Raw genomic sequence first — 25,793 nt, 5'->3', positions numbered from 1 at the left:
GCACCCCGGCGCCCCCGAAGAGTCGCAGGCGAGCAGGTCCCGGCCCGGCAGGCCGAATCCGGCGGACCGGGCGGATCCGGCGGGCGCGGTCAGGCCGGGTGGAGCTCGCAGCGGTGGGGGAGGTACGGGCCGAGGAAGCCGCTCCGGTCGCCGGGCTTGTAGGCGGTGGCGCGGCCGGTGAGGGCGGAGCGGCCGGCGCGGAGTTCGAGGGCGAAGGCGGGGCTGTTGACCAGCGCGTCCGGGGTGGGGAGTTGGAGCGGGGCGGTCAGGCGGACGTCCCAGCGGTGCGAGGCGAGGGCCGGAACGGTGACCGGCGGGAGATCGGCGAGCGAGACCTCGACCTGACCACCCGTCAGGACCGTCAGCCGCACCGGAACGTCCCCGTCGGGGCCGCTGAGGTGGCCGGCCCAGCGGGACGGGGCGAGGGCCAGCGGGAGGTCCGGTTCGCTGACGGGGCTGAGGTGGGCCGGGTCGAACTCGGGGGCCAGGGCGTCCATCAGGTGGCCGACGACGGCGTCGCGGGCCGACTTGTCGGTGGAGTTGGCGAGGACGGCCACCGACAGCTGTCGCTCGGGCAGGTCGATCATCATCGCGGCGATGCCGCCCATGCCGCCGCCGTGACTGCTGATCGGCGCGCCGTCGGCGGTGCGCTGGACGACCCGGCCCAGGCCGTAGCCGAGCCGCGGCCCGATCGGCGGGGCATCGAGCACGGCGGCGGCGGTGCCGGGGGTGAGCAGGGTCGGGGACCGGCGCGCGAACAGGGCGAGTTCGCCGGCCGTCGCCCAGCCCGCGCCCGCCGCCGGGTGACTGCTGTGGCAGACCGGGTAGGCCCGGCCGTCCGGGGTGTAGCGGGTGGCGACGGGGGCGGACGCGCCGGGCACGGCGCCGAACGCGAAGTGCGGCAGGCCGAGCGGCTCGGCGATCCACTCCCGCAGCAGCTCGCCGAGCGCGCGGCCGGTGATCTGCTCCAGCAGGCGGCCTAGCTCCTGGTAGCCGAGGTTGGAGTACTCGAACCCGGTGTCCGGCTCGCGGACCTGCTCCCGGTACCGGTCGAGGTCGACCGGCAGCGGTCCGCCCGGCAGCGGTCCGTCGGTGTAGTGGAAGTTGTAGAACGCCGGGAACCCGCCGCGGTGCTGCAGCAGCTGACGCGGGGTCGGCGCCGCCCGGCGGAACCGGCCCGGCACCGGCGCGTCCAGGTCCAGCAGGCCCCGGTCCGCCGCCAGGCACACCGCGAGCGCCGTGAACGGCTTGGTGGCGGACGCCAGCCCGTACACCGTCCCGGGCGTGGCCGCCCGCCGCTCGCCGAGGTCCGCCGTGCCGTACGCCCTGGCCAGCACCAGGTCCCCGCCCGCGGCCACCGCGATGCTGACGGACGGGCACCCGTGTTCCGCCAGCGCCCCCGTGCAGAACTCGTCCAGCCCGTTCAGCCCGTCCAGCATGCCGCTGCCCTCCCCGCCGTCGGTCGCCTACGGTCGGATCATAGTGTTGCGTCCCCGAACGGCTTTCGGCGGCCCGGTACTGACGGACCGTCACGGGCGCGGGGGCACGCCTCAGGGGTCGGCGGTGGCGCGGAGGGCTACTTCGAGTTCGAAGCGGGCGTGCGGGGAGGCGAGGGCGGGACCGAACAGCTGGTGGACGCGGTGGAGGCGTTGGCGGGCGGTCTGGGGGTGGATGCCGAGGCGGGCGGCGACCTCGGGCGCGGTGCCGCGGCCGGTCTGCAGCCAGGCCAGCAGGGTGGCGGCGAGGCGGTCGCGCTGCTTGGGGGTGAGCGGCGCGAGCGGGGCCAGCCGCCGTTCGGCGATCAGCCGGACCAGGGCCGGATCGGTGAGCAGCAGCAGATCGCCCAGCCGCTCGCGGCAGTCCACCGGGCGCTTCGGCGGCTCCGCCAGCGAGGCCCGGACCAGCCGGGCCCAGCGCAGCGACTGGGCGGCCAGCGCGGGCGGCACGGCCGGCCCGATCACCGCACCGCGCCCCTGCAGGGCGGCGGACAGCTGCGGATCGGCGAGCAGCGGCCCCGGGTCCGGGAGCAGCAGGTGCGGCTGCGGAACGTCCAGCGCGGCGAGCACGTGCTCGGGCAGCCGGGCCGGTGGCTGCGGCGGCGCGGCGGCGGCCGGCTGACGGTACGTCGGGCGGGGCGGCGGCGCGGGGCGCTCGGGCGGGAGGCGGGGGTCGAGCGAGACGCCGGCCACCAGGGCGGGCAGCGGCCAGTCCGCGGCCTGCGCGGCGGCCGCCACTTCCGCGGGGCCGGCGCCCGCCAGCAGCAGGTCGAGCAGGCGGTGGCGGGCCCGGCCCAGCGCGCCCGCGCGGTCGGTGCGGGCGTCCACGTAGCCCTGGACGCTGGCCGCCGCGACCTCGTCGATGTGCGCGAACACCGCCTCGGCGAGGATGACCAGTTGCTCCGGCCCGAGCCCGCGGCGGCGTGCCACCCGGGCGTAGCGGCGCCAGGCGATCCGCGCGCCCAGCCGGAACGCCGCCTGCAGCGCGTCCAGGCTGCGGCCCTCGGCGAGTTCGCCGCGCCCCAGCGAACGGTAGACCCGCAGTTGGCGCGGTCCGGGTGCGGGCAGGCCGGCGATCCGGTCGGCGAACTCGGCGAGCGCCGTCTCCACGCCCTGCTGGATTCCCGCGCCGAATTGCCCGGAGAGCGGCCGGGCGAATTCCGGGACGGCAGAACGGATCTCGCGGATGATCTCGGTCGCGAGCGATTGCTGCTCCGGTCTGATTTCCGTGGACAAATCGCGCGGAAGACCTTCCCACGGCCCGCCCAATTCCGCTCCTCCGGGTAGCGATAATCCGGCCGGATCCGGGCCGCCCGGCGTTCGCCGAACACCCGGCTGCAGCCAGGGTCACCGGGAGTATGCGGCGGGGTTACCCGCCGGTCAATAGGTTCGGCACAAGCTTGTGCGCCGCCGCGGGGGGTGGTGCGGGTGGAAACACTCGCGCCCGTGACAGTTTCCCCGGAGGGGGGACGGAATTCCTGGCACCCGCGGATGCACTTTCCCCGGACGGCCGCGCGATCGGTTGACGGCCCGTCAAGCCGCTCCTAGCTTCATGCCGACCCCGGAGGCCGAGGAATTCCGGGAACGAATCGGACGGCGACGGCGGAAGGTGTGCGGAATGCGGAGAAAGAGCGTACGGGCGGCGCTGGTCGCGGCCCTCGCCGCAGCGGGACTGCTGGCCGCCGGAACCCAGCCCGCGGCGGCCACCTGGTACCGCCCGGTGGAGACCCACTTCTCGATCGGCTTCGTCGCGGGCTTCTTCTTCCCCGGGAGCAGCCCCGACGGCGCCAACGACTGGAGCTGCCGCCCGAGCGCGGCGCACCCGAACCCGGTGGTGCTGGTGCACGGCACGCTGGAGAACCAGAACGACAACTGGGGCGGCGCCGCACCGCTGCTCGCCAACCAGGGCTACTGCGTCTACGCCTTCAACTACGGCGGGCCGTCGGCCGGTTCGCCGATCCAGGGAACCGGGCCGATCGAGGACGGGGCCCGGACGATGGCCGGGTTCGTGGACCGGGTGCTGGCGGCGACGGGCGCGGCGAAGGTCGACGTGGTCGGGCACTCGCAGGGCGGGATGCTGCCCCGCTACTACCTGAAGAACCTCGGCGGGGCGGCCAAGGTCGGCAGGCTGGTCGCCCTCTCGCCCAGCAACTACGGCACCACGCTCGACGGGATCACCGAACTCGGGCGGCAGTTGAACATCCTGGAGCCCGCCAACGACTTCCTGTCCGGGCCGTGCCGGGCCTGCGTGGAGCAGGAGATCGGGTCGCCGTTCCTGACCGCGCTCAACGCCGGCGGCGCGACGGTCCCGGGCGTGGAGTACACGGTGATCGCCACCAAGTACGACGAGGTGATCACCCCGTACACCAACTCCTTCCTCCCGGCCGGCCCGCACGTCACCAACATCCTGGTGCAGGACCAGTGCGCGCCGGACGCCACCGACCACCTGGAGATCGGCTACGACCCGGTGGCGCTGACCGACGTGCTCAACGCCCTCGACCCGGCCCACCCCCGGTCGATCCCCTGCCAGGTGGTGCTGCCGATCACCGGCCCGCTGCTGTAGGGAGGACGGCGGAGCGCCGGTCGACGGCGACGGGGTCCGGCTGCTCGGGAGCCGGACCCCGTCGGCGTGTCCACCCCGGAGAGCGCCGCCGACCAGGCGTGACGCAGCGTCGGCGCGCCCAAACCCTCCGGTGGCCAAGGTTCACCTGATTGGGTGCAGCAAGGGCTCCAACGGCCCTTTCGGGCCCGGAACGATCTAGTGTTCCGAAGGCGGTGGGAACGCGGAGCGAGCAGCCCGGGCGACCCCGTCGAATTCTCAGCCTTTGCCAATGCCCCATCACGTTCACGGATCTGACGGTTCGTCAGATGCCGTGCGAGACGAAGGAGAGCCCGGCCCGATGTCCGTGGACAGCAGCCCGGAGACTCAGCAGGCGCAGCGCCAGCAGACCAGCCTCACCACCGCCGCGGCCCGCAACCTGGCCACCACGACCAAGTCCGCGCCGCAGATGCAGGAGATCACCTCCCGCTGGCTGCTGCGGATGCTGCCCTGGGTGCAGACCTCCGGCGGCACCTACCGGGTCAACCGGCGACTGACGTACACGGTCGGCGACGGCCGGATCGAGTTCATCCAGACCGGCGGCGACGTCCGGGTCATCCCCCGGGAGCTCGGCGAACTCGCCCTGCTGCGCGGCTACGAGGACGACGAGGTGCTGTCCGCGCTCGCCGACCGGTGCGCCCAGCGGGAGTTCCGGGCCGGCGAGGTGCTGGTCGAGCGCGGCACCCCGTCCGACAAGATCCACCTGATCGCGCACGGCAAGATCAACCAGGTCTCCACCGGCAAGTACGGTGACGACGCCGTGGTCGGCGTGCTCGGCGACGGCGACCGGTTCGGCGAGAACGCCCTGCTGGACGCCGACGCCACGTGGGACTACACCGCCACCGCCAAGACCTCCGGCACCCTGCTGACCCTGAGCCGGGCCGACTTCGAGACCGTGCTGGCCCTCTCCGAGAGCCTGCAGGCCCACATCCGGGACTTCGCCAGCCTCCCGCTGCAGCGCCAGAACGAGCTCGGCGAGGCCGAGATCGCCATGTCGGCCGGCCACGAGGGCGAGCACCTGCTGCCCACCGCCTTCGTCGACTACGAGCTCAAGCCCCGCGAGTACGAGCTGTCCATCGCCCAGACGGTGCTGCGGGTGCACTCCCGGGTCGCGGACCTGTACAACCAGCCGATGAACCAGATCGAGCAGCAGCTCAAGCTCACCGTGGAGGCGCTGCGCGAGCGCCAGGAGCACGAGCTGATCAACAACCGCGAGTTCGGTCTGCTCTCCAACTGCTCGTTCGACCAGCGCATTCAGACCCACTCCGGCCCGGCCACCCCCGACGACCTGGACGAGCTGATCAGCCGCCGCCGCGACACCGAGTTCTTCCTGGCCCACCCCAAGGCCATCGCCGCGCTCGGCCGCGAGTTCAACGCCCGCGGCCTGTACCCGGAGTCGGTCGACATGCAGGGCCACAAGGTGCCGGCCTGGCGCGGCGTCCCGATCCTGCCGTGCAACAAGATCCCGATCACCAAGGAGAACACCACCTCCATCCTGGCGGTGCGCACCGGCGAGGACAACCAGGGCGTCATCGGCCTGCACCAGACCGGCATCCCGGACGAGTACCAGCCCAGCCTGTCGGTCCGTTTCATGGGCATCGACGAGAAGGCCGTCATCAACTACCTGGTCACCGCGTACTACTCGGCGGCCATCCTGGTGCCGGACGCGCTCGGCGTGCTGGAGAACGTGGAGATCGCGCACCGCTGATCCGCGGACGAGCTGCGACGGCCCGCCGCCGGCCGTAACCAAACGGCGGCGCACCACGTTGAGGGTGCGTCGGATTGATCATGCCGATCCGTTTCTGCCCGCCGGGCAGGGCGGCGGACCGGCCCAGATCCTCCGACGCGCCCTCGACTGCGCTCCGGCCCCTTCGGCCGTACCCGAAGAGGCCGCACCCGGCGGGGGAGCGTTTCCGCCCGCCCGGAGTCAGACCAGTCGCCCACAGCCACCGGAAGGTTGGACCACGCCCATGCAGCGCAACGACCGGCCGTCCACCGGCGACGGGACGGCGCCGACCGCCTTACCCGCCGTCAGAACCGGGCGGCCGACCGCACGGCGCGGTGCCCGCACCGCCACGGCGCTGGCCGGCGTCGCCGTGGTGTGCGCGGTGCTCACCGGTGCCGCGCAGGCCGCGTCCGCCGCGCACGACCGCGACGGGAACCGGCTGGAGATCTGCGTCAAGGTGCACACCTCGGTCACCGCCGGAGGCGTGCACGTCGAGGTCGACGCCGGCAGCGGGGTCAACGTCCCGCTCCGGCCGCAGGGCGGAGGCAACAGCCGGGCCGGGGACGGCAACAGCCAGGGCGGCGGCAAGGGCCGCGGCGGCGACGGGGACGACCAGGGCGAGGACGAGCACGGGGACGGGCACCACTGCCACCCCAAGCCGACCCCCACCCCGACGCCGAAACCCACGCCCACCCCGACCCCGAAACCCACGCCCACCCCGAAGCCCACGCCGACGCCCAGCCCCACGCCGGTGAAGCCGACGCCGACCCCCGCTCCGCCGAAACCCGCGCCGCGTCCGGTGCAGCCCAGCCGCAGCGCGGCCCCGGCGCCCGTGCCCAGCCCCGTGCCGACGACGCCCGGCCCGACTCCCACGCCCAGCCGGCCCGCGCCCAAGCCGTCCGTGCACCTGCCGCCGCCGCCCGCACCGGTGGCCGCGCCCAAGCACCGCGCCACCCCGACCACCACCACGATGCTGGTGGTCACCGTGCCGGCGGTGCTCGCCGCCGCGGCGCTGCGCCCGCGCGGGAAGGCCGGCGGAGTCGGCCGCCGCGGCCGCTCCTGACGCACCGTCAGCCCATCGCAGTACCCCTATCCGTGTTGGACAGTTCAGGAGAGGACTCGTCATGTCCGAATGGCTGGCACTCGCCCTCGCGATGGCCGGGGCGTGCCTGGTCGTCGTCGTGGTCGTGCTGGTGAGACACCGCAGGGCCGACGAGGACGAGGACACCTCGGAGACGCCCGACGTCATCGAGTACATCACGATGATGATCGGCGTGGTCTACGCCATCGTGCTGGGCCTGGCCATCGCCGGCGTCTGGGAGTCCCGGGCGGCCGCGCAGGACGACGTCCAGCGCGAGGCCCAGGCGCTGCACGAGGTCAGCGCCCGCGCCGAGGTGTTCCCCGCCGACTACCGGGCGCAGGTGAACAAGGACGTCGACGCCTACGTCACGTTCGTGGTCGACACCGAGTGGCAGTACATGCGCAGCCACGGGGAGATCTCGCCCGAAGGCACCGAGCTGCTCGCCAAGCTGCGCACCGACGTGGCCGCGCGGGCCCCGGAGAACGACATCGAGGCGCAGGCGTACCAGTCGATGATGGACCGGATCGCCAGTGCCGACGAGGCCCGCAACTCCCGTGGCGGCAACGTCGGTCCGACCATGCCGGGCGTGGTCTGGTTCGGCCTGACGATCGGCGCGGTGGTCACCATCGGGATGATGTTCGCGCTGCAGATCCGCCGCTCGCCGCGCGAACTGATCCTGGCCGGCACGTTCAGCGCCCTGATCGGGTTCCTGCTGTTCCTGATCTGGGACTTCGACGACCCGTTCGGCCGCGGCATGTCCGTCACCACCCAACCGTTCCTCGACCTGTTCCCGTCACTGGGCGGTTAGCGCGGAAGCCCGAACCTGCGGGAGATCCGGGCGTGCGAACCGTACGGGGGCGGTTCGCGCACTACTGTGGAAGGCAGCCGCCCGACACCGCGACGGGGGTCCCGTGCGGGCGGCCGACGGGGAGTCCGCGCGGGTCGCCGCCACGGGCGGCGCGGCGCGGCCACGGGGGACAGCGCAAGGGAGAACCACGTCATGGGGGAACACCCGGGGGAGTCGGTCGAAGGGGCGTACGCGGGGCCGGAGCCCGGCAAGTACGCGCGGGTCGAGCGGGAGCGGCGCTTCCTGCTGGCCCGCGCGCCCGAGCCCGCCGCGGTCACCGTCGCCCGTCGGATCACCGACCGGTACGTGAGCGGCACCCGGCTGCGGCTGCGGCGGATGGAGCGGCTCGACACCGGAGAGTGCACCTACAAGCTCACCCAGAAGATCCCCGCCCCGCCGGGCGAGCCCGGCGCGGCGCAGGGCCTGATCACCAATCTGTACCTGTCGGGTGCCGAGTACGGCCTGCTGCTGGCCACCCTGCCGGGGCCGGAGCTGGTGAAGACCCGGCTGAGCGTCGCCCCGTTCGGCGTCGACGTCTTCGAGGGCCCGCTGCGCGGACTCGTGCTGGCGGAGGCCGAATTCGACACCGCCGAAGCTGCAGAAACGTTCGTCCCTCCGGCCGACACGGTCGCCGAACTCACCTCGGACCCCCGCTTCACCGGTGGCTCGCTGGTCCGCGCCGACCGCGTCGCGCTGCACGCCTGGCTGGCCGACTACGGGCTCCGGCTGGACTGGAGCATCACGTAGCAGGAGCCGTTGGGCTTACCTCCCAGTTCTCCCGCTGGTCGCGCATGAGCGTGCGGAGCTGCTCGAACTCGGCGCGTGACGGTCGGCCCTCGGGGGCAAGATCCGGATCCGTGGCTCGGACAGTAGCGGCTGGCGCCGGACCGCGGAAGTACGAGATGTACAGGGAAACTGTACATTCGGCGGCGGGGAACCTAGGGTGGGGGCATGAGCAGAGATCGCGAACCGGCGCCGTCCGCGGTGCGTGCCTCGCAGCAGGTGCGGTCGGTGATCGGGAAGCTGCGGCGGCGGATCCGGGCGGCGGCCGGGACGGGGGACTTCACGCTGACTCAGGCGTCGGCCGTGGGGCGGCTGTTGGACAGCGGCGACCAGGGGCTGACCACCAGTGACCTGGCGGTGGCGGAGGGGATGCGGCACCAGTCGATGGCGACCACCATCGCGACGCTGGCCGGTGAAGGGCTGGTCGAGCGGCGGCGCGACCCCGAGGACGGGCGGCGGCTGCTCATCGTGCTGACGGCCGAGGGGCGGCGGCGGGCCGAGGAGGGGCGGCGGGCCCGCGGCGAGTGGCTGGCCGCCGAACTGCAGCAGAAGTGCACCGAGGAGGAACGGCAGACCGTGATCGCGGCGATGGCCGTGCTGGAGCGCCTCGTGCACGAGTGACCGGCGCGATCGACTCGCCCCCGAGCGACCGCGGACCCACCTACGAACGACCGGCAGACGCACCATGACCGACCGAACGACCGCAGCCGCCGTCCCCGGCGCGCAGACCGCAGCACCCGCCCTCGACCGGCGGCTGGTGCCGCCGATGGTGCTGGGCTCCGTCCTCAACCCGATCAACTCCACCGTCATCGCCGTCGCGCTGGTGCCGATCGGCGCCGCGCTGGGCGCCTCGCCCGCGCAGACCGCCTGGCTGGTCTCAGCGCTGTACCTGGCCACCGCGCTCGGGCAGCCCGTGGTGGGCCGGCTGATCGACCTGTTCGGGCCGCGCCGGCTGTTCCTCGCCAGCACCGCACTGGTGGGCGTGGCCGGCGTGGTCGGCACCCTCGCCCCCGACCTCGGGACGCTGATCGCCGCCCGCGTCGTCCTCGGCCTCGGTACCTGCGCCGGCTACCCCGCCGCGATGGCCCTGCTGCGCGCCGAGGCCCGGCGCACCGGACAGGACAGCCCCGCGGGGGTGCTCACCCTGCTGGCCGTCGCCAACCAGACCGTCGCCGTGATCGGCCCGCTGCTCGGCGGCCTGCTCACCGGCCTCGGCGGTTGGCGGGCCACCTTCGCGCTGAACATCCCGCTCTCGGTGCTCGCCGTCACCCTCGGCGCGCTGCGGCTGCCCCGGCAGGCCGCGCCGGCGGGCGAGCGGGGCGACCGGGGCAGCCTGGTGCGGCGGATCGACCTGCCCGGGATGGCGCTGTTCGCGGCCCTGCTGCTCTCGCTGCTGCTGTTCCTGATGAACCCGCACCCGGGCGCCTGGTACCTCCCGGTGCTCACGCTCGCCGCCGCCGTCGGCTTCACCGTCCGCGAGCGGCGCGCCGCCGAACCGTTCATCGACCTCAAGGTGCTCGGCGGCAACACCCCGCTGCTCGCCACCTACGCCCGGGCGCTCGCCGCCTACGTCGTCTCCTACGCCTTCCTGTACGGCTTCGCGCAGTGGACCGAGGAGGGCTTCGGCCTGACGCCCCTTCAGGCCGGGCTGGTGCAGGCCCCGACCTTCCTGGTCGGGATCGGCGTGTCGGTCCTGCTCGGGCGCCGCGGCGGCGTCCGCGGCATGCTGCTGCTCGGCGCGGCCGGCCAGATCGCGGCCTGCGCGCTGATGCTGGCCCTCGGCGTGCACAGCCCGCTGTGGGCGCTGCTGGTGCTGGCCGTGGTGTTCGGCATCCCGCAGGGCGCGAACGGCCTGGCCCTGCAGAACTCGGTGTTCCGCCAGTCCGACCCGGCCCGCACCGGCTCCTCCGCCGGACTGCTGCGCACCTTCGCCTACCTCGGCTCGATGATCGCCTCCGCCGCCACCGCCGCCTCCTACGGCCCGCAGGCCGGCACCGGCGGCATGCACCACCTGGCCTGGATCATGCTGACCGCGGCCGTCCTGTTCCTGCTGCTCACCGCCTTCGACCGCAAGCTGCGCCGCCTCCCGTCGGCCGCCCGCGCCGCCTGAGCCGCTCCGTCCGGGAAGGCCCGGGCCCCGTAGTACAGTTCGTCCCCTCGATCGCCGGACCGGGGGGCCGGGATGACGGAGGCGTGGCGCAGGCGGATCGCCTGGTGGATCCGGGGAACTGCCGCCGCGGTGCTGCTGCTGTGCGTACCGGGCCGGGCGGCTGCCGCCGACGGCGGGCGGGTGCTGGTCCGGGACTGGCTCGACCGCCCGGTCCTGCTGAGCACCGTCGCGTTCGTGCTGCTGCTGGCATCGCTGTACATCGGGCCGGAAATCCCGACCGGGCGCGGCAGCTACGGGGCCGGGGTCCGGGTCGGGCTGGTCGGCGCCGTGGGGTTGTGCGCGTTGGCCGTGCTGGGCGTCCTCGGCTCCTACGGCGGTCCGCCGGCCGAGCGGACGCAGCTCGCCGCGCCCGGTGATCCGGGGCTGGCGCTGACCGAGACCCCGGTCGGTGGCATCGACCCCGACTACGAGCTGGAACCGGTCACCGGCAGCGGCTGGTCCGCCCGCCACTGGGCGATCGGCCGATGGGCGGGCTACGACGGCAGCGCCGGCGGCTACTACGTGGGCGTCAGGTGGACCGGCCCCGACCGGTTCCTGGTGCTCCGCGACAAGAAGGAGCAGGAGTTCACCGTCGACCCCGCCACCGGACGGGTCGGCGAACCGGTCGAACGCCCGCGGGCCGCCGCGGCAGGCTGACGGGCCGTCGGGCCGCGGGACTCGGCCCCGCCGGGCATCGCCCGCCGGTAGCGGGCCGGCACGTCGAGCGGGAGGTGTGGCCACGGTGAACCGCCGGGTCGGCCGCGGCCGGCGGCGTCGGTCCGGCCGGTCGCCGTTCCCGCGCTGACGGATCGTCAATTGCCGGACGGAGAAGCACGGTTCAGAGTGCGTCCGAGCCGCGCCAGGCCGCCCACCGGCGGTCCGACTCGGCGCGCTGGGCGGTGAGATCCGGGATCAGGGCCAGCGCCTCGACGGGGCGGCCGCGCTCGATCAGCCGGACGGCGACCGTCCCGGCGGCCTCCGCCGTCCGGTCGGTGCAGGACGGGATCAGCGCGATCGCCTCCTCGAACCGGTCGTCCGCGGTGAGCAGGGCGACCACGGTGCAGGCCCGTTCGACGGGGTCGAGGTCGGCGGTCCCGACCTCGGCGAGGGCCTCGCGGCCCCGGCCGAGTTCGCCCAGCAGCCACCAGCGGTTGGACGGCATCCAGTGCGCGTTCTCGGCGGCGAACTCCGGGCTGCGCTCCGCCAGCAGCCGCAGCGCCCACTCCTGGTGGCCGAGTTCGGCCAGCAGCAGCACGGCGTCCTGCAGCAGGTTGTCGCCCGCGGACTCGAAGGTGCAGGCGGCCACCGCCACCGCCTCCGCCGGACGGCCCTGCCGGGCCAACAGGTCCATCAGCAGGCCGCGGTGGAGCGGGAGGTGGCGGCCGGAGTCGACGCCCGCCCGGAGCAGCGCCTCCGCCTCGGCGGCCCGGCCCGCCGCCACCAGCGCCCGGACGTGGACCTCCAGGGCGGCGAACCGGCCGGGCCCGGTGGCGAGGCGGTGCAGTTCGTCGAGCCGGCCGTGCCGGGCCAGCAGTTCGGCGTACCGGGTGGCGGTGTTCTCGGGGCCGTGGCGGCGGGCGGCCACGTCCGCGCCGAGCCGGGCGATCGCCTCCTCGGCACGGCCCGCCCGCTCCAGCACCTCGGCCTGCACCACGAGCACCCGCCAGCCGTGCCGGGAGCCGCCCCCGGTGCGGCGGAACTCCTCGGCGAGCGGCGCCAGCACGGCCAGCACCCGCTCGTCCAGGCCCTGACCGGCCGTCAGCTCGGCCAGTGCGGGCAGCAGCCGGCCCGCCGCGAGGTGCGGGGAGAGCAGCTCGAACGCCTCGTCGGGCCGCCCGGCCCGCAGCAGCGCGCGGGCGTGCGCCCGGTCGCCGTCCGCGGTGCCGTCCGGCGCGGTCAGGCCCAGCGCCTCGCAGCTGCGGCCGCAAGCGACGAGCGCATCGACGGCGGGCTCAAGAGCAGGCGCCCAGCCCGCCCGGACGAAGGGCTCCAGAACGGCCCAGGCACGCTCGGAGCCGCCGACCGCACCGAGTTGTTCGGCAGCGGCCCGGGCGCAGAACCAGTCGGGCCGGTGCACCGCCGCGCGGGCCAACTCCTCGACGTACCCGTGCCGGAGCAGGGCGTTCACCACCCGGGGCGAGACACCGCCGTAGTGCCGGACCTGCCAGTCAAGATCGTCGAGATTCACCGGCGCAGTGTACGGAGCGGCGCCGCCCGGCGGCTCGACCGGGGAGAATGGCGGCATGGAACTGCCGAGGGAGATGCCGGAGCTGGCGGGGGAGCGGGGTTTTCGGCTGCGCGGCTGGACCGCGGCGGACACCGGGCTGCTGCGGGAGGCCGCGCAGGACCCGTACATTCCGCTGATCACCACCGTGCCCGCACCGTACACCGAGGCGGAGGCCGCGGCGTTCGTCGAGCGGCAGCGGCGGCGGACCGAGATCGGCACCGGGTACCCGTTCGTGATCGTGGACCCGGACGGCCGGGCGGTCGGCAACGTCGGCCTGTGGGTGGGGGACCTGCCGTTGCGCGGCTGGGCGACCACCGGCTACTGGGTGGCGGGATCGGCGCGGGGACGGGGCGCGGCGGCTGTCGGGCTGCGGGCCGTCACCCGCTGGGCGCTGGAGCAACTCGCGATTCCCCGGCTGGAGTTGTCCGTGGAGCCGTGGAACACCGGGTCGATGCGCACCGCCGAACGGGCCGGCTACCGGCGGCGGGACCTGCTGCCCGCCCACCAGGAGGTGGCCGGGCAGCCGCGCGACATGTGGCGCTACGTCACGCCGTAGCGCCACCGGGACCGTTCGGACCGCCGGCGCGGAGCCGAGGCCGACGGTCCGCCAGCTCCGCGCACGACGGCCGGCCCCCGCACCGTCAGCCCCCTCGGGCCGGAGAGCGGCACGAGGGGAGGGTCTAGGGTGCGGGGATGGACAAGGAGCAGGTGGAGCGGGCGTTCGCGGCCGAGTCGGCGGCGCTGCAGGCCGGACTGGCGGGGGTCGCGGCGGCGGAGTGGGGGCGGGCGACGCGGTGCGCGCCGTGGACGGTGGGCGAGTTGCTGGCGCACGTGCGGGTGGCGGTCGGGCGGGTGCCCGGGATGCTGGACGCGCCCGAGCCGGAGCGGGCCGAGGTGAGCGCCGCGGGCTACTACCGGGCGGACGAGCGGTTCGACGCCGCGACCAACGGCGCCCGGATCGCGCTCGCCCGCGACCATGCCGCCGACCTCACCGACGGCCCCGCGCTGCTCGCCGACTTCGGCCGCACCTGGCAGCAGGTCGACCTGCGCTGCCGGGCCGAGCCGCCGGGCCGGGTGGTGCGCACCCGGCACGGCGACCCGATGCTGCTGACCGACTTCCTCACCACCCGGGTGGTCGAACTCGCCGTGCACGGACTCGACCTGGCCGACGCCCTGGAGCGCGCGCCCTGGCTCACCGGGCAGGCCGCCGACCTGCTGGAGGAGCTGCTGCTGGGGCACGGTGACGGGGCGTCGGTGCGGGCCGGGCTCGGCTGGGACCGGCCCGGCTTCCTGCGCCGGGCCACCGGCCGCGCGCCGCTCACCGCCGCCGAACGCGCCGCCGTCGACCGGGCCGGTGTGACCTGGCTCACCTTGGGCTGATCGTGGCGGCGGTTCGCGTCCGACGCACCTATGCTGCCGGGATGACCGACCCTCACAAGCCCGTCGAACTGGTGATTTTCGACTGTGACGGCGTCCTCGTCGACAGCGAGAGGATCGCCGTCCGCCTGCAGGTGGAGATCGGTTCCGAGCTCGGTTGGCCGCTCACCGTCGCCGAGGTGGTCGAACGGTTCATCGGCCGCACCCACGCCGCGATCTGGCAGCAGATCGGCGACCGGCTCGGCGCCGAGGCCGCCGCCGAATGGGAGCGCCGGTTCGAACAGCGGCACCACGAACTGGTGGACGCCGAACTCACCCCCGTCGACGGCATCGTGGAGGCACTGGCCGAGCTCGGCCTGCCCTACTGCGTCGCCTCCAGCGGCAGCCACCAGAAGATGCGGCACACCCTCGGCCGCACCGGCCTGTACGAGCAGTTCGCCGGACGGATCTTCAGCGCGAGCGAGGTGGCCCGGGGCAAGCCGTTCCCCGACGTCTTCCTGCACGCCGCCGCCCGGACGGGCTACGCCCCCGAGGTCTGCGCCGTCGTCGAGGACAGCCCCAACGGCGTCCGCGCCGGGCGCGCCGCCGGCATGCGCTGCTTCGGCTACACCGGCGGCCCCACCGGCGCGCTGCTCGGCGAGCTCGGCGCGGACGCCGTGCTGTTCGACGACATGCGCCGGCTGCCCGCGCTGCTGCGCGCCACCGACTGACCACCGACCGACAACTGCACCGAGGCGCCGCACCGGGCGCCGCCTGACGACCCGTCACCGACGCGAACCCGAAGCTCCGAGGGGGAGACACCGCATGGCCGAGGTCCGGCTTCCCGACGGCTACACCGCGCACCCGATCGATCCCGCCGCCGACCGGGCCCGGATCCACGCCCTCGCCGGCGCCTGCCGGCGGGCCCTGGACGACGCCGCCACCGCCGACCCCGACGCGCTCGCCACCGTCCTGGCCAGGACCGGACTCGACCCCGCCGCCGACGTGGTGCTGATCCACGCCCCCGACGGCTCGCTCGCCGCCTGGGCCTGGACCGACCGCCGCACCGCCGTCGCCGTCCACCCCGCCCACCGGGGCCGCGGCCTCGGCGCCGCGCTGCTGGAGTGGACCGAACGCCGGGCCCTGGAACGCGGCGACACCGTCCTCACCCAGACCGTGGACGACCGCAACCCCGCCGCCACCGCGCTGCTGCACCGGCACGGCTACCGCCCCCGGGCCACCAACTGGCTGCTGGAGATCCCGCTCGACGGCGCGGAACTCCCGCCGCCGCCCGCGGGCGTCACCGTCCGCCCGATCCGCGTCGGCGACGCGGCCGAGGAACAGGCCGTCCACCGGCTCACCGAGGAGGCGTTCGGCAGCTGGAGCGAGCGCCGCCGGCCCTTCGAGGAGTGGGCCGGCTTCCACCTGCACCGCTCCACCTTCGCCCCCGAACGCTCCCCGGTCGCCCTGGTCGACGGCCGCCCCGTCGGCGCCGCCCTCGCCCTGGAACTCCCCGGCAGCCCCGACGGCTACGTCGAGACCCTCGCCGTCCACCACGACCACCGCCACCGCGGCATCGCCCGCCACCTGCTCCAGTACAGCTTCCGCGCCTGCCACCTGGCCGGCCTGCGCAGCGGCACGCTGTGGACGCACTCCGGGACGGGCGCCCTCGACCTGTACCTGAAACTCGGCATGACGATCCGGCGGAGCACCACCGTGGTCGGCCGGACCCTCGTCGCCGACTGACCGCGCCTCAGGCCAGCAGCGCCCGCAGCCGCCCGGCCTGCCGGGACGCGGTGCCCGGCGGATGGCCGCGCTCCGTCCCCGGGTCGCCGGTGAGGAACACCAGCCACAGCAGCGCGAACAGCCGACGGCACATCAGCAACCGCCGCGCCTCCGCCGAGGACAGCTCGAACCTCGCCACGAACCCGGCATGGTCCAGCACCGCCCCCGGATCCACCCACGCCGACACGTGCTCCACCAGCTCCGCCAACTCGTACGGGCGGTCGCTGCGCCCCGAGTCCTCGAAGTCCACCACCCGCACCGCCGAGCCGTCCCAGAGGAAGTTCGCGAGGTTGCCGTCCGCCTGCCCGAGCACCGGCGTGGCCGCCAGCCCCGATCCGCGCAGGTCCGGCTCGGACTTCGCCAGCCAGCGCATGCCCTCCGCCAGCGCCCGCCGCACCGCCGGCTCCTCGGGCGGCGCGGCGGAGCGGGTCCGGGCGCGGATCGCCGCGACGGTGTGCGCCACGTCCCAGCGCCGGCGGGGCAGCCGGGCCGCGACGTCCGCCGGCACGGCGCGCAGCAGCCGATCCACGGCTGCCGCGAGGGCGTCCAGTTGACCGGGCGTCAGCGCGGCGCCGCGGAGCGGGCCGCCCGGCAGCCGGGACATGGTGATCACGCCGCCGTCCGAGCTGATCGGGCGCGGGGCGAGGCCGGGCGCGAACCGGTCGAGCAGGGTCAGCGCCCGCCACTCGCGGGCCGGGTCGCCGTTGGCCTCCGGACGGAAGCGCTTGCGGACCGTGTCGGGCAGCAGTTCGACGGTGTGGGTGCTCCAGGGCGAGGTCATGGCGGTCCGTCAGCTCCCGTGGTGGAGAAAGGGGTCTGGCCTGGCCGGTCCTCCCGGACGGGGGCTGGAAGGGGAAACCCGGGCACGGCGCGGGCACGGGTCACTAGGGTACGAGTACCCGAAACCGACGAGGGGGGAACGGCGATGGTGGGCACCGAACTGGCCGAACTGGCCGCCGCAGGGGCGTCCGCGATGGCGGGCGCCGTCGCCACCGACGTGTGGCACCAGGTCAGGGACCGGGTCGGCCGCCTGCTCACCCGCGGCCGCGAAGGCCGGGTCGAAGCCGCCCGCCTCGAAGTCGACATCGCCGAACTGCTGGACGCCGACGAGCACGGTTGGCCCGAACGGCGCGAGCGCGTCGAACGCGACTGGGAGCAGCGCCTGCTGCTCGTCCTCGCCGACCACCCCGACGCGGTCGCCGAACTGCGGTCCCTGCTCGACACGATCGGGCTGGCGGCCGACCCCCGGGTCCAGGTGACCACCGTCCACAACGAGATCAGCGGCGGCCGGCACGGGATCACCCTGCAGATCGGCACCAACCAGGTCGTCAACAACCACACCCACCAGCAGGGCTGAGGCCGGCCCCGCTACCGCGGCTCCACGTCGTCGAGCGCGGCGAGCAGCGCCGGGCCCGCCCACGGGGGCGCGTCCGGCGTCGACTCGGCGGCCCGCACCAGGGCGTGCAGCCGGCGGTTGGCCGGAGCCGGCAGGCGGTGGCGGGCCGCCAGGGCGAGCACCTCGCCCTGCAACTCGTCGATCTCCGTCGGCCGGCCGCGCTGCAGGTCCTCCCACATCGAGGAACGGGCCTGCGCGTCCACCCGCAGGCTCGCCGCCGCCGCCCGCCGGAACACCGCGTCCGGCAACCCCAGCACGGCCGGCATCAGCGCCGCCGGCACCGGGCCGAGCCGGGCCGGGCCGATGCCGGCCGCGCGGAACACCGCGAGCGCCTCGCGCTGGCAGCGGGCCAGCACCAGCCGGTACGGGCGGCTGCCCAGCTGCTCGCGCAGCGGCAGCCCCGAGAGCGCGTTGACCGCGTTGTTCAGATTCATCAACAGCTTCGCCGCCTGCACCTGCGGCATGTCCTCGCGCAGCTCGACCGGCAGCCCCGCCGCCCGCGCCACCGCCACGAACGGCTGCGCCGCCTCCGCCCGCTCCAGCATCAGCCGGCCGTCGGTGCCCTGGTGGAACGACGCCGGACCGGTGCGCACCACGTTGTAGGGCACCATGCCCGCCAGCACCGGGCGGCCCGGCAGCGCGTCGCGGAGCAGCTGCGCGTTGTGCAGGCCGTTCTGGAAACTCAGCACCACCGTGTGCGCGGAGAGGTGCGGGGCGAGCGCCTCGGCCGCCGCGGCGGTGCCGGTCGACTTGACGGTCACCAGGACGAAGTCCGCGCCCGCCACGGCCGACGGCTCGACGGCGGTCCGCGGCCGGGCGTGCAGGCGGCGGTCGCCCGGGCCGGTCACGGTCAGCCCCTCGCGGTCGAGTTCGGCCATCGCGGCCGGGCGGCCGACCAGCGTGACGTCGGCGTTCGCGGCGAGCGCGCCGCCGAGGCGGCAGCCGATGCTGCCCGCGCCGAACACGGCGATCCGGGGCGGCATGGGACGGTCCTCGGACACCGGCGGCTCCTTCGTCATCGGCACGGCCCCAGAGGTTACCGTCCGGTCAACGGTGGTGTCAGTGCCGGGGACCGGGAGAACCTCCGGCGGTGTGAACGGCATCCGCCGGGGCCTCGCCGCCGGGCGACGCCCGAGCGCGGAGTCGACGGGGGTCAGGGGTCGGTGCGGCGGGTGGCGAGGAGGGCGGCCACGTCGTCGTCGGCGGGGCCGCCGGCGTAGTGGTGGAGGTCGCGGCGGAGGTTGTCGAGGAGAGTGGGGGAGGGGGTGGCCGTCCAGGCCGCGAGGCGGGCGGGGAGGGGGTAGAACTCGCCGTGGCGGTCGCGGCTCTCGCTGACGCCGTCGGTGTAGAGCAGGACGCGGTCGCCGGGGCCGAAGGGGACGGTCTGGGCGTGGTAGTCGGAGGCGACGAGGGCGGAGAGGTTGAGCGGGGGCAGCGGCGAGGCGGGTTCGAGCAGGCGGACGCCGTCGGACCGGATCAGCACGGGCGGCGGGTGGCCGCAGTTGAGCAGGTGGGCCTCGGGCCGGTCGGCGGGGATCTCCAGCAGGACGGCGGTGGCGAAGCGCTCCGAGGCGTCCGTCGAGGAGGCGCGTTCGGCGTACCGCTGCAGGCCGGTCTCCAGGCGGCTGGCCAGGGACGGCAGGTCGGGGGAGTCGTAGGCGGCCTCGCGGAAGGTGCCGAGCAGCGCGGCGGCCATCTCGACGGCGGGCAGGCCCTTGCCCTGCACGTCGCCGAGGATGATCCGGACGCCGTGGGGGGTGCGGACGGCCTCGTACAGGTCGCCGCCGATCTGGGCCTGTTCGGCGGCCGCGCTGTAGTAGAGGGCCAGGTCGACGCCGTTGATCCGGTCCGGGAGCGGGCGCAGCACCACCTGCTGCGCGGTGCGCGCGACCGAGCGGACCAGTGCCAGGTCGCGTTCGCGGCGCACCCGCATCCCGGCGGTGTACGCGGCGGCGCAGGTGACGGTGACGGTGGCCGCGATCACCGAGGCGCCGGCCGCGCCGATCCGGCCGTCCCGGTGCAGGGCCAGGGCCACCTCCGCGATCACCGCGAGGGCGCCGATCACCAGCGTCCCCAGCGCGCCCCAGGTGGCGGCGGCGAGGGCGGGCGCGGCGACCACGAAGCGGTCGTAGCGCTGCCCGGCCGGGGTCTCCGCGTCCGCGCCGGCGGACAGGCCGATCAGCAGGAAGGGCGAGTAGCGGACGAGGGTGCTGAGGACCGGACGCGGGCGGCCGCCGTCCGGCTGGTCGGTGATGGTGGGCATGACCCGCTGAACGGTACCCGCGCGGGGCGCGGCGGTGTGGGAGGCGCGGGCGGTTTCGCGACCACGGCCTGACGCCTGCTCAGGAACCGTTCGCGGCCCGTTCGGGTCCGTTTCGTGTCCGTTCCGCGCCCGTTCCGCGTCCGGGAGGTGGTCCGTGGGCGGAGACCGCGAAGGATCCGGCGCGGCGGGGGCCAGTGTGTCAGAGGCGCAACAAGACGTCTGACAGCTTGGAAGATTGTCCCAGGTCAGCCAGGCGACGAGACTCGTGCCTCGCACATCCGTTCCGAGATCCGATTGCCAAGGTGAAAATGACCGCCATCCCCGTGGCCCCGCCGGAGAGCCGGTGGGCGACGCCCAAGCGCGTGAGCCTGGTTCCGCTGGTCGCGCTGATCTTCTTCAGCGTCTCCGGCGGCGCCTACGGCATCGAGCCGCTGTTCTCCACCTCCGGGCCCGGCATGGGCATCCTGCTGATCGTGGTCGCCCCGCTGATCTACAGCGTGCCGCACGCCCTGGTCTGCGCCGAGCTGGGCACCGCGATCCCCGTCGAGGGCGGCTACTACCACTGGGTCAAGCGCGGCCTGGGCCGGTTCTGGGCGTTCCAGCAGGGCCTGCTGCAGTGGGTCTGCAGCTTCGTCGACATGGCGCTGTACCCCGTCATGTTCACCTCGTACCTGGAGAGCCTGGTCGGCGCGGTCGCGCCCGGCAAGCACGTGCTGTTCGAGGTGGTCGGCCTGCAGGTCGACCTGAACTGGCTGATCCGGGTCGCGGTGATCCTGGTCTTCACCCTGCTCAACCTGATGGGCGCCGGCTGGGTCGGCGAGTCCTCGGTGGCGTTCGCCGCCATCTGCCTCACCCCGATGCTGATCCTCACCGCGGTGGGCGCCTACCACCTGCTCGCCGACGGCATCAACCCGATCTCCTCGATGACCGCCGAACAGGGGCAGTCCGGCTGGAACGCCTTCGGCGCGGGCCTGTTCATCGTGATGTGGAACTACTCGGGCTGGGACTCGGTCTCCACCGTCGCCGGTGAGATGGAGAACCCGAAGAAGCACCTGCCGCGCGCGCTGTTCTGGTCCGTGCTGCTGATCATCGTCGGCTACCTGCTGCCCTCGCTGGCCTCGCTGGCCGTCGGCGCGAACGGCGACGCCGGCTGGAAGACCTGGGACGACGGCTCGTTCTCGGACATCGCCGGCGAACTCGCGGGCCCCTGGCTGCAGTACACCGTCACCATCGGCGGCCTGTTCGCCTCCGTCGCGATGTTCTCCGCGCTGCTCGCCTCCTACTCCCGGCTGCCCTCCTCGCTCTCCCGCGACGGCTACCTGCCCGGCTGGGTGTCCAAGGAGTCCCGGCGCTACCGGATGCCGATCGCCTCGATCATCGGATCCTCCGTCGTCTACGCGCTGTTCTGCTTCTCGAAGTTCGAGACCCTGGTGATCTACGACGTGTTCCTCACCAACCTCGGCATCCTGTTGGAGGTCGCCGCGCTGATCGCGCTGCGCATCCGCGAACCGCACCTGGAGCGGCCCTACAGGATCCCCGGCGGCTGGTGGAGCATCACCGCGATCACCGTCTGCCTGACCTCCGTCAGCGCCTGGGCCGCCATCGAGCAGTACCGCGAGGAAGGCACCAAGGCCGTCCTGTACTGCCTCGTCGTGGTGGGCATCTCGCTGCTGCTCTACCCGCTGCTGGCCACCCGCAAGGCCGCCCGCGCCTCCGCCGCCGCGGACCGGGCGCTGAGCGAGGCCCGGTCGGCCGACGCCGCCGTCTACGAGGTGTCAGGCCGCGACGCGGACTCGGCACACAGTGACAGGGCCGCCGCGGGCGCCGGAGCGGATAGCGTCGAGGCATGATCAACAGCTTCGCCCTGCACGTCCCGGACGCCGAGCTGGAGCCCGAGCCGCTCGACCCCGAGCAGATCGTCTCCGGCGCCCCCGAGGTCACCGGCAAGGTGGTCTGGGAGTCCGCCGACGGCCGCCGGCTGCGCGGGATCTGGCAGATCACCCCCGGGGTGGTCACCGACACCGAGGCCGACGAGATGTTCGTCGTGCTCAGCGGCCGGGCCACCGTCGCCTTCGACGACGGCACCGTGCTGGAGGTCGGCCCCGGCGACCTGGCGGTGCTCCGCGAGGGCGACCGCACCACCTGGACCGTGCACGAGACGCTCCGCAAGGTCTACGCGATCGACCTCGGGCCCGACCCGGACGCGGACCGGTAACCCCCGAAGTACCCGACGGCCCGGCCGCCCTCACGGCCGGGCCGACTCCCTAGGCAAGGAACCGAGAACATGGACCCCGTACACGCCCTGCGGGATGCCAAGCCCACCCCGTTCTGGCTGGAGGACCCCGGACGGCCGGAGGCCAACTCGGCCCTCACCGGAGACGTCCGCTGCGACCTGCTGGTGGTCGGCGGCGGTTACAGCGGCCTGTGGACGGCGCTGATCGCCAAGGAGCGCGACCCCGGGCGCGACGTCGTCCTGATCGAGGCCCAGGAGACCGGCTGGGCCGCGTCGGGCCGCAACGGCGGCTTCTGCGCCGCCAGCCTCACCCACGGACTCGGCAACGGCCTGGAGCGCTGGCCCGACGAGATGGCCGCGCTCGAACAGCTCGGCGCCCGCAACCTCCAGTCCATCGAGGACGCCGTCACCGCCCACGGCATCGACTGCGACTGGGAGCGCACCGGCGAACTCGACGTCGCCACCGAGCCCCACCAGGTCGAGGAGCTCGCCGAGTTCCACGAGATCGCCCGGCAGTACGGCGACTACGAGTTCCTCGACGCCGACGCCGTGCGCGCCCAGGTCGACTCGCCGACCTACCTCGGCGCGCTCTGGGACAAGGACGGGGTGGCGATGGTCCACCCCGCCAAGCTCGCCTGGGGCCTCAAGCGGGCCTGCGAGCGCCTCGGCGTGCGCGTGTACGAGCACACCAAGGCCCTCGACATCGCCGAGTCCGGCAACGGCATGGCCGTGCGCACCCCCTACGGCCGGGTGCACGCCAGGCAGGTCGCGCTCGGCACCAACGTGTTCCCCTCGCTGGTCAAGCGGATCCGCCCCTACACGGTGCCGGTCTACGACTACGCGCTGATGACCGAGCCCCTGACGGACGCCCAGCTCGCCTCCGTCGGCTGGCAGGGCCGGCAGGGCATCGGCGACAGCGCCAACCAGTTCCACTACTACCGGATCTCCGCCGACAACCGGATCCTGTGGGGCGGCTACGACGCCATCTACCACTACGGGGCCAAGGTCCGCTCCGAGTACGACCACCGGCCGCAGACCTACCAGACCCTGGCCCGGCACTTCTTCCAGACCTTCCCGCAGCTGGACGGCCTGCGCTTCACCCACGCCTGGGGCGGCGCCATCGACACCTGCACCCGGTTCTCCGCCTTCTTCGACACCGCGTACAGCGGCAAGGTCGCCCTCGCCGCGGGCTACACCGGACTCGGCGTCGGCGCGACCCGCTTCGGCGCCGAGGTGATGCTCGACCTGCTCGCCGGGAAGCCGACCGAGCGCACCGCGCTGGAGATGGTCCGGCGCAAGCCGCTGCCGTTCCCGCCCGAGCCCGTCCGCTGGGCCGGCATCGGCATCACCAAGTGGTCGCTGGACCGCGCCGACCGCAACGCCGGCCGCCGCAACCTCTGGCTGAAGACCATGGACAGGCTCGGCCTCGGCTTCGACAGCTGACGCCCCGTCACCGTCCCGGAGGAGGGCCGCCCGCACGCGCGGGCGGCCCTCGCCGCTTCCACCCGCTGCACGGTCCGGGCCCGTCGGGTCGCTCCGGTCAGTCGGCGGCCGGAGCGAGCAGGACGTCGCGGGCGGGGGCCGGGCGGTGCAGCGGGCGGGCGAGGCGGCAGCCGAGGCATTGGGGGTGGGGGGTGCGGTCGCGGGTGCGCCAGGGGCGCAGGTGCGGCGGGCGGGGGCCGGTGGGCTTGCCCCAGCCGGTGAGGTGGAGGAGCCAGGTGACGAGGGCGGCGGTCGGGGCGAGGGCGAGGCCGGCGAGCAGGACGGCGGTGGAGGCGAGGATCAGGCCGAGACCCGCGGTGAGGGCGGCGAGGATGCCGAGGGCGGAGCCCGTCCAACCCGCGACGGTGTGGCCCATGTCGTGGTCGCCGTGTGCGCTCATGTCTTCTCATTTGGTGTGATGGGCGGATGCGGGACAGGTCGGACCGGGACGGTGGACGTTCGAGCGGTCGACTTATCTCACGAGCTAAGTAACTTAGATGCTAAGGAGATATCGGGTGAAGGGCAAGCCGCGCCCAGAGGCGACGTCCGAGCAGGCCATGCAGGCCATGGACCGCATGATCGCGCTGGCCCAGTTCGGGCAGCAGGACATCGCCGCCAGGCTCGGACTCAACGTCACCGACCTGACCTGCTTGGGCTTCGTCATCGAGGCCGCCCGGGCGGGGCACGCCCTCGCCGCCGGTGACCTCGCCGAACGCGCCCAGCTCACCACCGGCGCCGTCACCGGCGTGCTCAACCGCCTGGAGAAGGCCGGCTACGCGCGCCGCGAGGCCGACCCCGAGGACCGCCGCCGGGTGCGGGTGGCGATGGCCGAGGGTGCGCAGGAGCGGATCCTGGGCGTCTACGGCCCGTTCTACGGGCGCCTCGCCGAGCTGTTCGCGGACTACGGCCCCGAGGAGGTGGCCGTCCTCGCCGACTGGTTCACCCGCGCCCGGGCCGCGATGGCCGAGTCGCTGGCCGAGATCCGGGACCCGGGCCGGGGCGCCGGGGGGTGAGCGGTGCGGGCGGTGCGCACCGCAGTTGACGAGACATTAGGAAGCTTTCCTTATCAGCATCTTGACCGTGTACCGGCGATGACGGTTGACTCCTGGGTGCTCGGCCGAGCCCTCCGCCCCCGGTCCCCCCACAGGAGTCAGCCATGCGCCCCCCGCATGCGATCCGCCGACGCGTGCTCGGCCTGCTCGGCACCCTCGCGCTCGCCGCCGCCGCGCTGCTCGCCGCGCCCGCCCCCGCCACCGCCGCGCCGACCGCCTTCACCCACCCCGGCGTGCTGGTCAGCAAGGCCCAACTCGACTACGTCAAAGCGCAGGTGAAGTCCGGGGCGCAGCCCTGGGCGTCCGCCTGGCAGCAACTGCTCGCGAGCCCCTATGCGTCCACCACCCGCACGCCCAAGCCCCGCCCGGTGGTCGAGTGCGGGCCGGTGTCCAACCCCAACTACGGGTGCACCGACGAGCGCGAGGACGCGATCGCCGCGTACACCGACGCGCTGGCCTGGTACGTCACCGGCAACACCGCGTACGCCGCCGAAGCCGTCAAGCTGATGAACGCCTGGTCGGCCACGATCACCGACCACACCAACAGCAACGCCCCGCTGCAGACCGGCTGGGCCGGCTCGGTGTGGCCGCGGGCCGCCGAAATCATCCGGTACAGCTACAGCGGCTGGTCGGCCTCCGACATCTCCCGGTTCTCCACCATGCTGCGCACCGTCTACCTGCCGGAGGTGATCAACGGCTCCAATTCCAACGGCAACTGGGAGCTGTCGATGACCGAGGCCGCCGTCGGCATCTCGATCTTCCTCGACGACAAGGCCTCGTACGACAAGGCGATCGCGCGCTACCTCAACCGGGTCCCCGCCTACATCTACCTCGCCTCCGACGGGGCGCTGCCGAGGACCGTCCCCGGCAGCGGACTGACCACCGGCCAGCAGATCGTCGACTACTGGCAGGGCCAGTCCACCTTCGTCACCGGACTGACCCAGGAGACCTGCCGCGACTTCACCCACACCGGCTACGGCATCTCCGCCATCTCGCACATCGCCGAGACCGCGGCCATCCAGGGCCAGGACCTGTACCCGGCGGTCGGCGAGCGGCTGCGCCAGGCCCTCGGCTTCCACGCCAAGTACCAGCTGGGCACCGCCGCGCCGGCCTGGCTCTGCGGCGGCACCCTGAAACTCGGCCTCGGCCCCGTCACCGAACCCGGCTTCAACGCGCTGCACAACCGGTACGGCATCGCCATGTCCAACACCCAGACGCTCACCGAGCAGAGCCGCCCCGACGGCAGCAACAACCTGTTCGTCGCCTGGGAGACCCTCACCCACGCCGACAACCCGAACGTCCGCCCGCCCGGCACCGC

24 protein-coding genes and 1 pseudogene are annotated in these 25,793 nt (G+C 74.1%); 18 read left to right on the top strand and 7 right to left on the bottom strand.

All coding sequences use genetic code 11. The annotated features are described in order from the left end of the window. Nucleotides 1-89: 89 nt before the first annotated feature. Nucleotides 90-1,439, bottom strand: a complete 1,350-nt coding sequence (locus BX266_RS01490) for a serine hydrolase (RefSeq protein ID WP_099897121.1) — start codon at nucleotides 1,437-1,439, stop codon at nucleotides 90-92. A gap of 111 nt (nucleotides 1,440-1,550) precedes the next feature. Further along, a complete protein-coding gene (locus BX266_RS40715; RefSeq protein ID WP_310794762.1) occupies nucleotides 1,551-2,732 on the bottom strand; it encodes a helix-turn-helix domain-containing protein in 1,182 nt (393 codons plus the stop codon). A 382-nt stretch (nucleotides 2,733-3,114) separates the two neighbouring features. On the opposite strand from BX266_RS40715, the gene BX266_RS01480 reads away from it, so the two are divergent. From BX266_RS01480 to BX266_RS01445, 8 genes are all read left to right on the top strand, one after another. Beyond that, on the top strand, nucleotides 3,115-4,059 hold the full coding sequence (locus BX266_RS01480; RefSeq protein WP_099897119.1) for a triacylglycerol lipase: 945 nt from the start codon (nucleotides 3,115-3,117) through the stop codon (nucleotides 4,057-4,059). A gap of 337 nt (nucleotides 4,060-4,396) precedes the next feature. Further along, nucleotides 4,397-5,803 (top strand): family 2B encapsulin nanocompartment shell protein, encoded by a 1,407-nt coding sequence (locus tag BX266_RS01475; RefSeq protein WP_099897118.1) that lies wholly within the window; start codon nucleotides 4,397-4,399, stop codon nucleotides 5,801-5,803. Nucleotides 5,804-6,065: 262 nt separating this feature from the next. Further along, the gene (locus BX266_RS38300; protein WP_180290339.1) at nucleotides 6,066-6,884 is read left to right on the top strand and encodes a hypothetical protein; all 819 of its coding nucleotides are present in this window, start codon (nucleotides 6,066-6,068) and stop codon (nucleotides 6,882-6,884) included. A 61-nt stretch (nucleotides 6,885-6,945) separates the two neighbouring features. Continuing rightward, a complete protein-coding gene (locus BX266_RS01465; protein WP_099897117.1) occupies nucleotides 6,946-7,710 on the top strand; it encodes a DUF4239 domain-containing protein in 765 nt (254 codons plus the stop codon). A 192-nt stretch (nucleotides 7,711-7,902) separates the two neighbouring features. Beyond that, entirely contained in the window at nucleotides 7,903-8,496 is a 594-nt protein-coding gene (locus BX266_RS01460) for a hypothetical protein (protein ID WP_099897116.1), read from the top strand. A 204-nt stretch (nucleotides 8,497-8,700) separates the two neighbouring features. Beyond that, nucleotides 8,701-9,153 (top strand): MarR family winged helix-turn-helix transcriptional regulator, encoded by a 453-nt coding sequence (locus BX266_RS01455; protein WP_099897115.1) that lies wholly within the window; start codon nucleotides 8,701-8,703, stop codon nucleotides 9,151-9,153. Between the two features lie 64 nt (nucleotides 9,154-9,217). Next, the gene (locus BX266_RS01450) at nucleotides 9,218-10,642 is read left to right on the top strand and encodes an MFS transporter (RefSeq protein ID WP_099897114.1); all 1,425 of its coding nucleotides are present in this window, start codon (nucleotides 9,218-9,220) and stop codon (nucleotides 10,640-10,642) included. A gap of 72 nt (nucleotides 10,643-10,714) precedes the next feature. Continuing rightward, nucleotides 10,715-11,338, top strand: a complete 624-nt coding sequence (locus tag BX266_RS01445) for a hypothetical protein (RefSeq protein ID WP_099897113.1) — start codon at nucleotides 10,715-10,717, stop codon at nucleotides 11,336-11,338. A 181-nt stretch (nucleotides 11,339-11,519) separates the two neighbouring features. On the opposite strand, the gene BX266_RS01440 is transcribed toward BX266_RS01445, so the two are convergent. Next, complete coding sequence (locus BX266_RS01440; protein WP_143686839.1) at nucleotides 11,520-12,869, bottom strand: hypothetical protein; 1,350 nt, start codon at nucleotides 12,867-12,869, stop codon at nucleotides 11,520-11,522. 55 nt (nucleotides 12,870-12,924) lie between these two features. On the opposite strand from BX266_RS01440, the gene BX266_RS01435 reads away from it, so the two are divergent. The 4 genes from BX266_RS01435 (at nucleotide 12,925) to BX266_RS01420 (ending at nucleotide 16,010) form a co-directional block, all read left to right on the top strand. Continuing rightward, the gene (locus BX266_RS01435; protein ID WP_099897111.1) at nucleotides 12,925-13,464 is read left to right on the top strand and encodes a GNAT family N-acetyltransferase; all 540 of its coding nucleotides are present in this window, start codon (nucleotides 12,925-12,927) and stop codon (nucleotides 13,462-13,464) included. Nucleotides 13,465-13,601: 137 nt separating this feature from the next. Next, nucleotides 13,602-14,288, top strand: a complete 687-nt coding sequence (locus BX266_RS01430; RefSeq protein WP_099897110.1) for a maleylpyruvate isomerase N-terminal domain-containing protein — start codon at nucleotides 13,602-13,604, stop codon at nucleotides 14,286-14,288. A gap of 41 nt (nucleotides 14,289-14,329) precedes the next feature. Next, nucleotides 14,330-14,995 (top strand): HAD family phosphatase, encoded by a 666-nt coding sequence (locus BX266_RS01425; RefSeq protein ID WP_099897109.1) that lies wholly within the window; start codon nucleotides 14,330-14,332, stop codon nucleotides 14,993-14,995. A gap of 94 nt (nucleotides 14,996-15,089) precedes the next feature. Beyond that, on the top strand, nucleotides 15,090-16,010 hold the full coding sequence (locus tag BX266_RS01420; RefSeq protein ID WP_099897108.1) for a GNAT family N-acetyltransferase: 921 nt from the start codon (nucleotides 15,090-15,092) through the stop codon (nucleotides 16,008-16,010). A 7-nt stretch (nucleotides 16,011-16,017) separates the two neighbouring features. On the opposite strand, the gene BX266_RS01415 is transcribed toward BX266_RS01420, so the two are convergent. Continuing rightward, the gene (locus BX266_RS01415; protein WP_099897107.1) at nucleotides 16,018-16,830 is read right to left on the bottom strand and encodes a phosphotransferase family protein; all 813 of its coding nucleotides are present in this window, start codon (nucleotides 16,828-16,830) and stop codon (nucleotides 16,018-16,020) included. Between the two features lie 144 nt (nucleotides 16,831-16,974). On the opposite strand from BX266_RS01415, the gene BX266_RS01410 reads away from it, so the two are divergent. Further along, the gene (locus BX266_RS01410; protein WP_099897106.1) at nucleotides 16,975-17,406 is read left to right on the top strand and encodes a hypothetical protein; all 432 of its coding nucleotides are present in this window, start codon (nucleotides 16,975-16,977) and stop codon (nucleotides 17,404-17,406) included. 11 nt (nucleotides 17,407-17,417) lie between these two features. On the opposite strand, the gene BX266_RS01405 is transcribed toward BX266_RS01410, so the two are convergent. Next, nucleotides 17,418-18,446: a 2-dehydropantoate 2-reductase gene (locus tag BX266_RS01405; protein ID WP_259464478.1), complete on the bottom strand. Its 1,029-nt coding sequence runs from the start codon at nucleotides 18,444-18,446 to the stop codon at nucleotides 17,418-17,420. 152 nt (nucleotides 18,447-18,598) lie between these two features. Beyond that, complete coding sequence (locus BX266_RS01400; RefSeq protein WP_099897105.1) at nucleotides 18,599-19,708, bottom strand: PP2C family protein-serine/threonine phosphatase; 1,110 nt, start codon at nucleotides 19,706-19,708, stop codon at nucleotides 18,599-18,601. A gap of 308 nt (nucleotides 19,709-20,016) precedes the next feature. Between BX266_RS01400 and BX266_RS01395 the strand changes: the two genes are divergently transcribed. The 3 genes from BX266_RS01395 (at nucleotide 20,017) to BX266_RS01385 (ending at nucleotide 23,384) form a co-directional block, all read left to right on the top strand. After that, a complete protein-coding gene (locus BX266_RS01395) occupies nucleotides 20,017-21,558 on the top strand; it encodes an APC family permease (protein WP_099897104.1) in 1,542 nt (513 codons plus the stop codon). After that, on the top strand, nucleotides 21,555-21,923 hold the full coding sequence (locus tag BX266_RS01390) for a cupin domain-containing protein (protein WP_099897103.1): 369 nt from the start codon (nucleotides 21,555-21,557) through the stop codon (nucleotides 21,921-21,923). Before BX266_RS01395 ends, BX266_RS01390 begins: the two co-directional genes overlap by 4 nt. 69 nt (nucleotides 21,924-21,992) lie before the next feature. Further along, nucleotides 21,993-23,384 carry an FAD-binding oxidoreductase gene (locus tag BX266_RS01385; protein ID WP_099897102.1) on the top strand — a complete coding sequence of 464 codons (1,392 nt, stop codon included), beginning with the start codon at nucleotides 21,993-21,995 and terminating at the stop codon, nucleotides 23,382-23,384. Nucleotides 23,385-23,481: 97 nt separating this feature from the next. On the opposite strand, the gene BX266_RS01380 is transcribed toward BX266_RS01385, so the two are convergent. Next, nucleotides 23,482-23,823 carry an HGxxPAAW family protein gene (locus tag BX266_RS01380; RefSeq protein WP_099897101.1) on the bottom strand — a complete coding sequence of 114 codons (342 nt, stop codon included), beginning with the start codon at nucleotides 23,821-23,823 and terminating at the stop codon, nucleotides 23,482-23,484. Nucleotides 23,824-23,938: 115 nt separating this feature from the next. Here BX266_RS01380 and BX266_RS01375 point away from each other — a divergent pair, with 115 nt between their 5' ends. Next, on the top strand, nucleotides 23,939-24,436 hold the full coding sequence (locus tag BX266_RS01375) for a MarR family transcriptional regulator (RefSeq protein WP_180290338.1): 498 nt from the start codon (nucleotides 23,939-23,941) through the stop codon (nucleotides 24,434-24,436). 143 nt (nucleotides 24,437-24,579) lie between these two features. Then, a pseudogene (locus BX266_RS01370) lies at nucleotides 24,580-25,773 on the top strand (alginate lyase family protein); the annotation flags it as partial. Nucleotides 25,774-25,793 lie beyond the last annotated feature (20 nt).

This window comes from Streptomyces sp. TLI_171 (assembly GCF_003610255.1).
Taxonomy (GTDB): domain Bacteria; phylum Actinomycetota; class Actinomycetes; order Streptomycetales; family Streptomycetaceae; genus Kitasatospora.
This window is presented reverse-complemented; position numbering and strand designations above follow the sequence as displayed.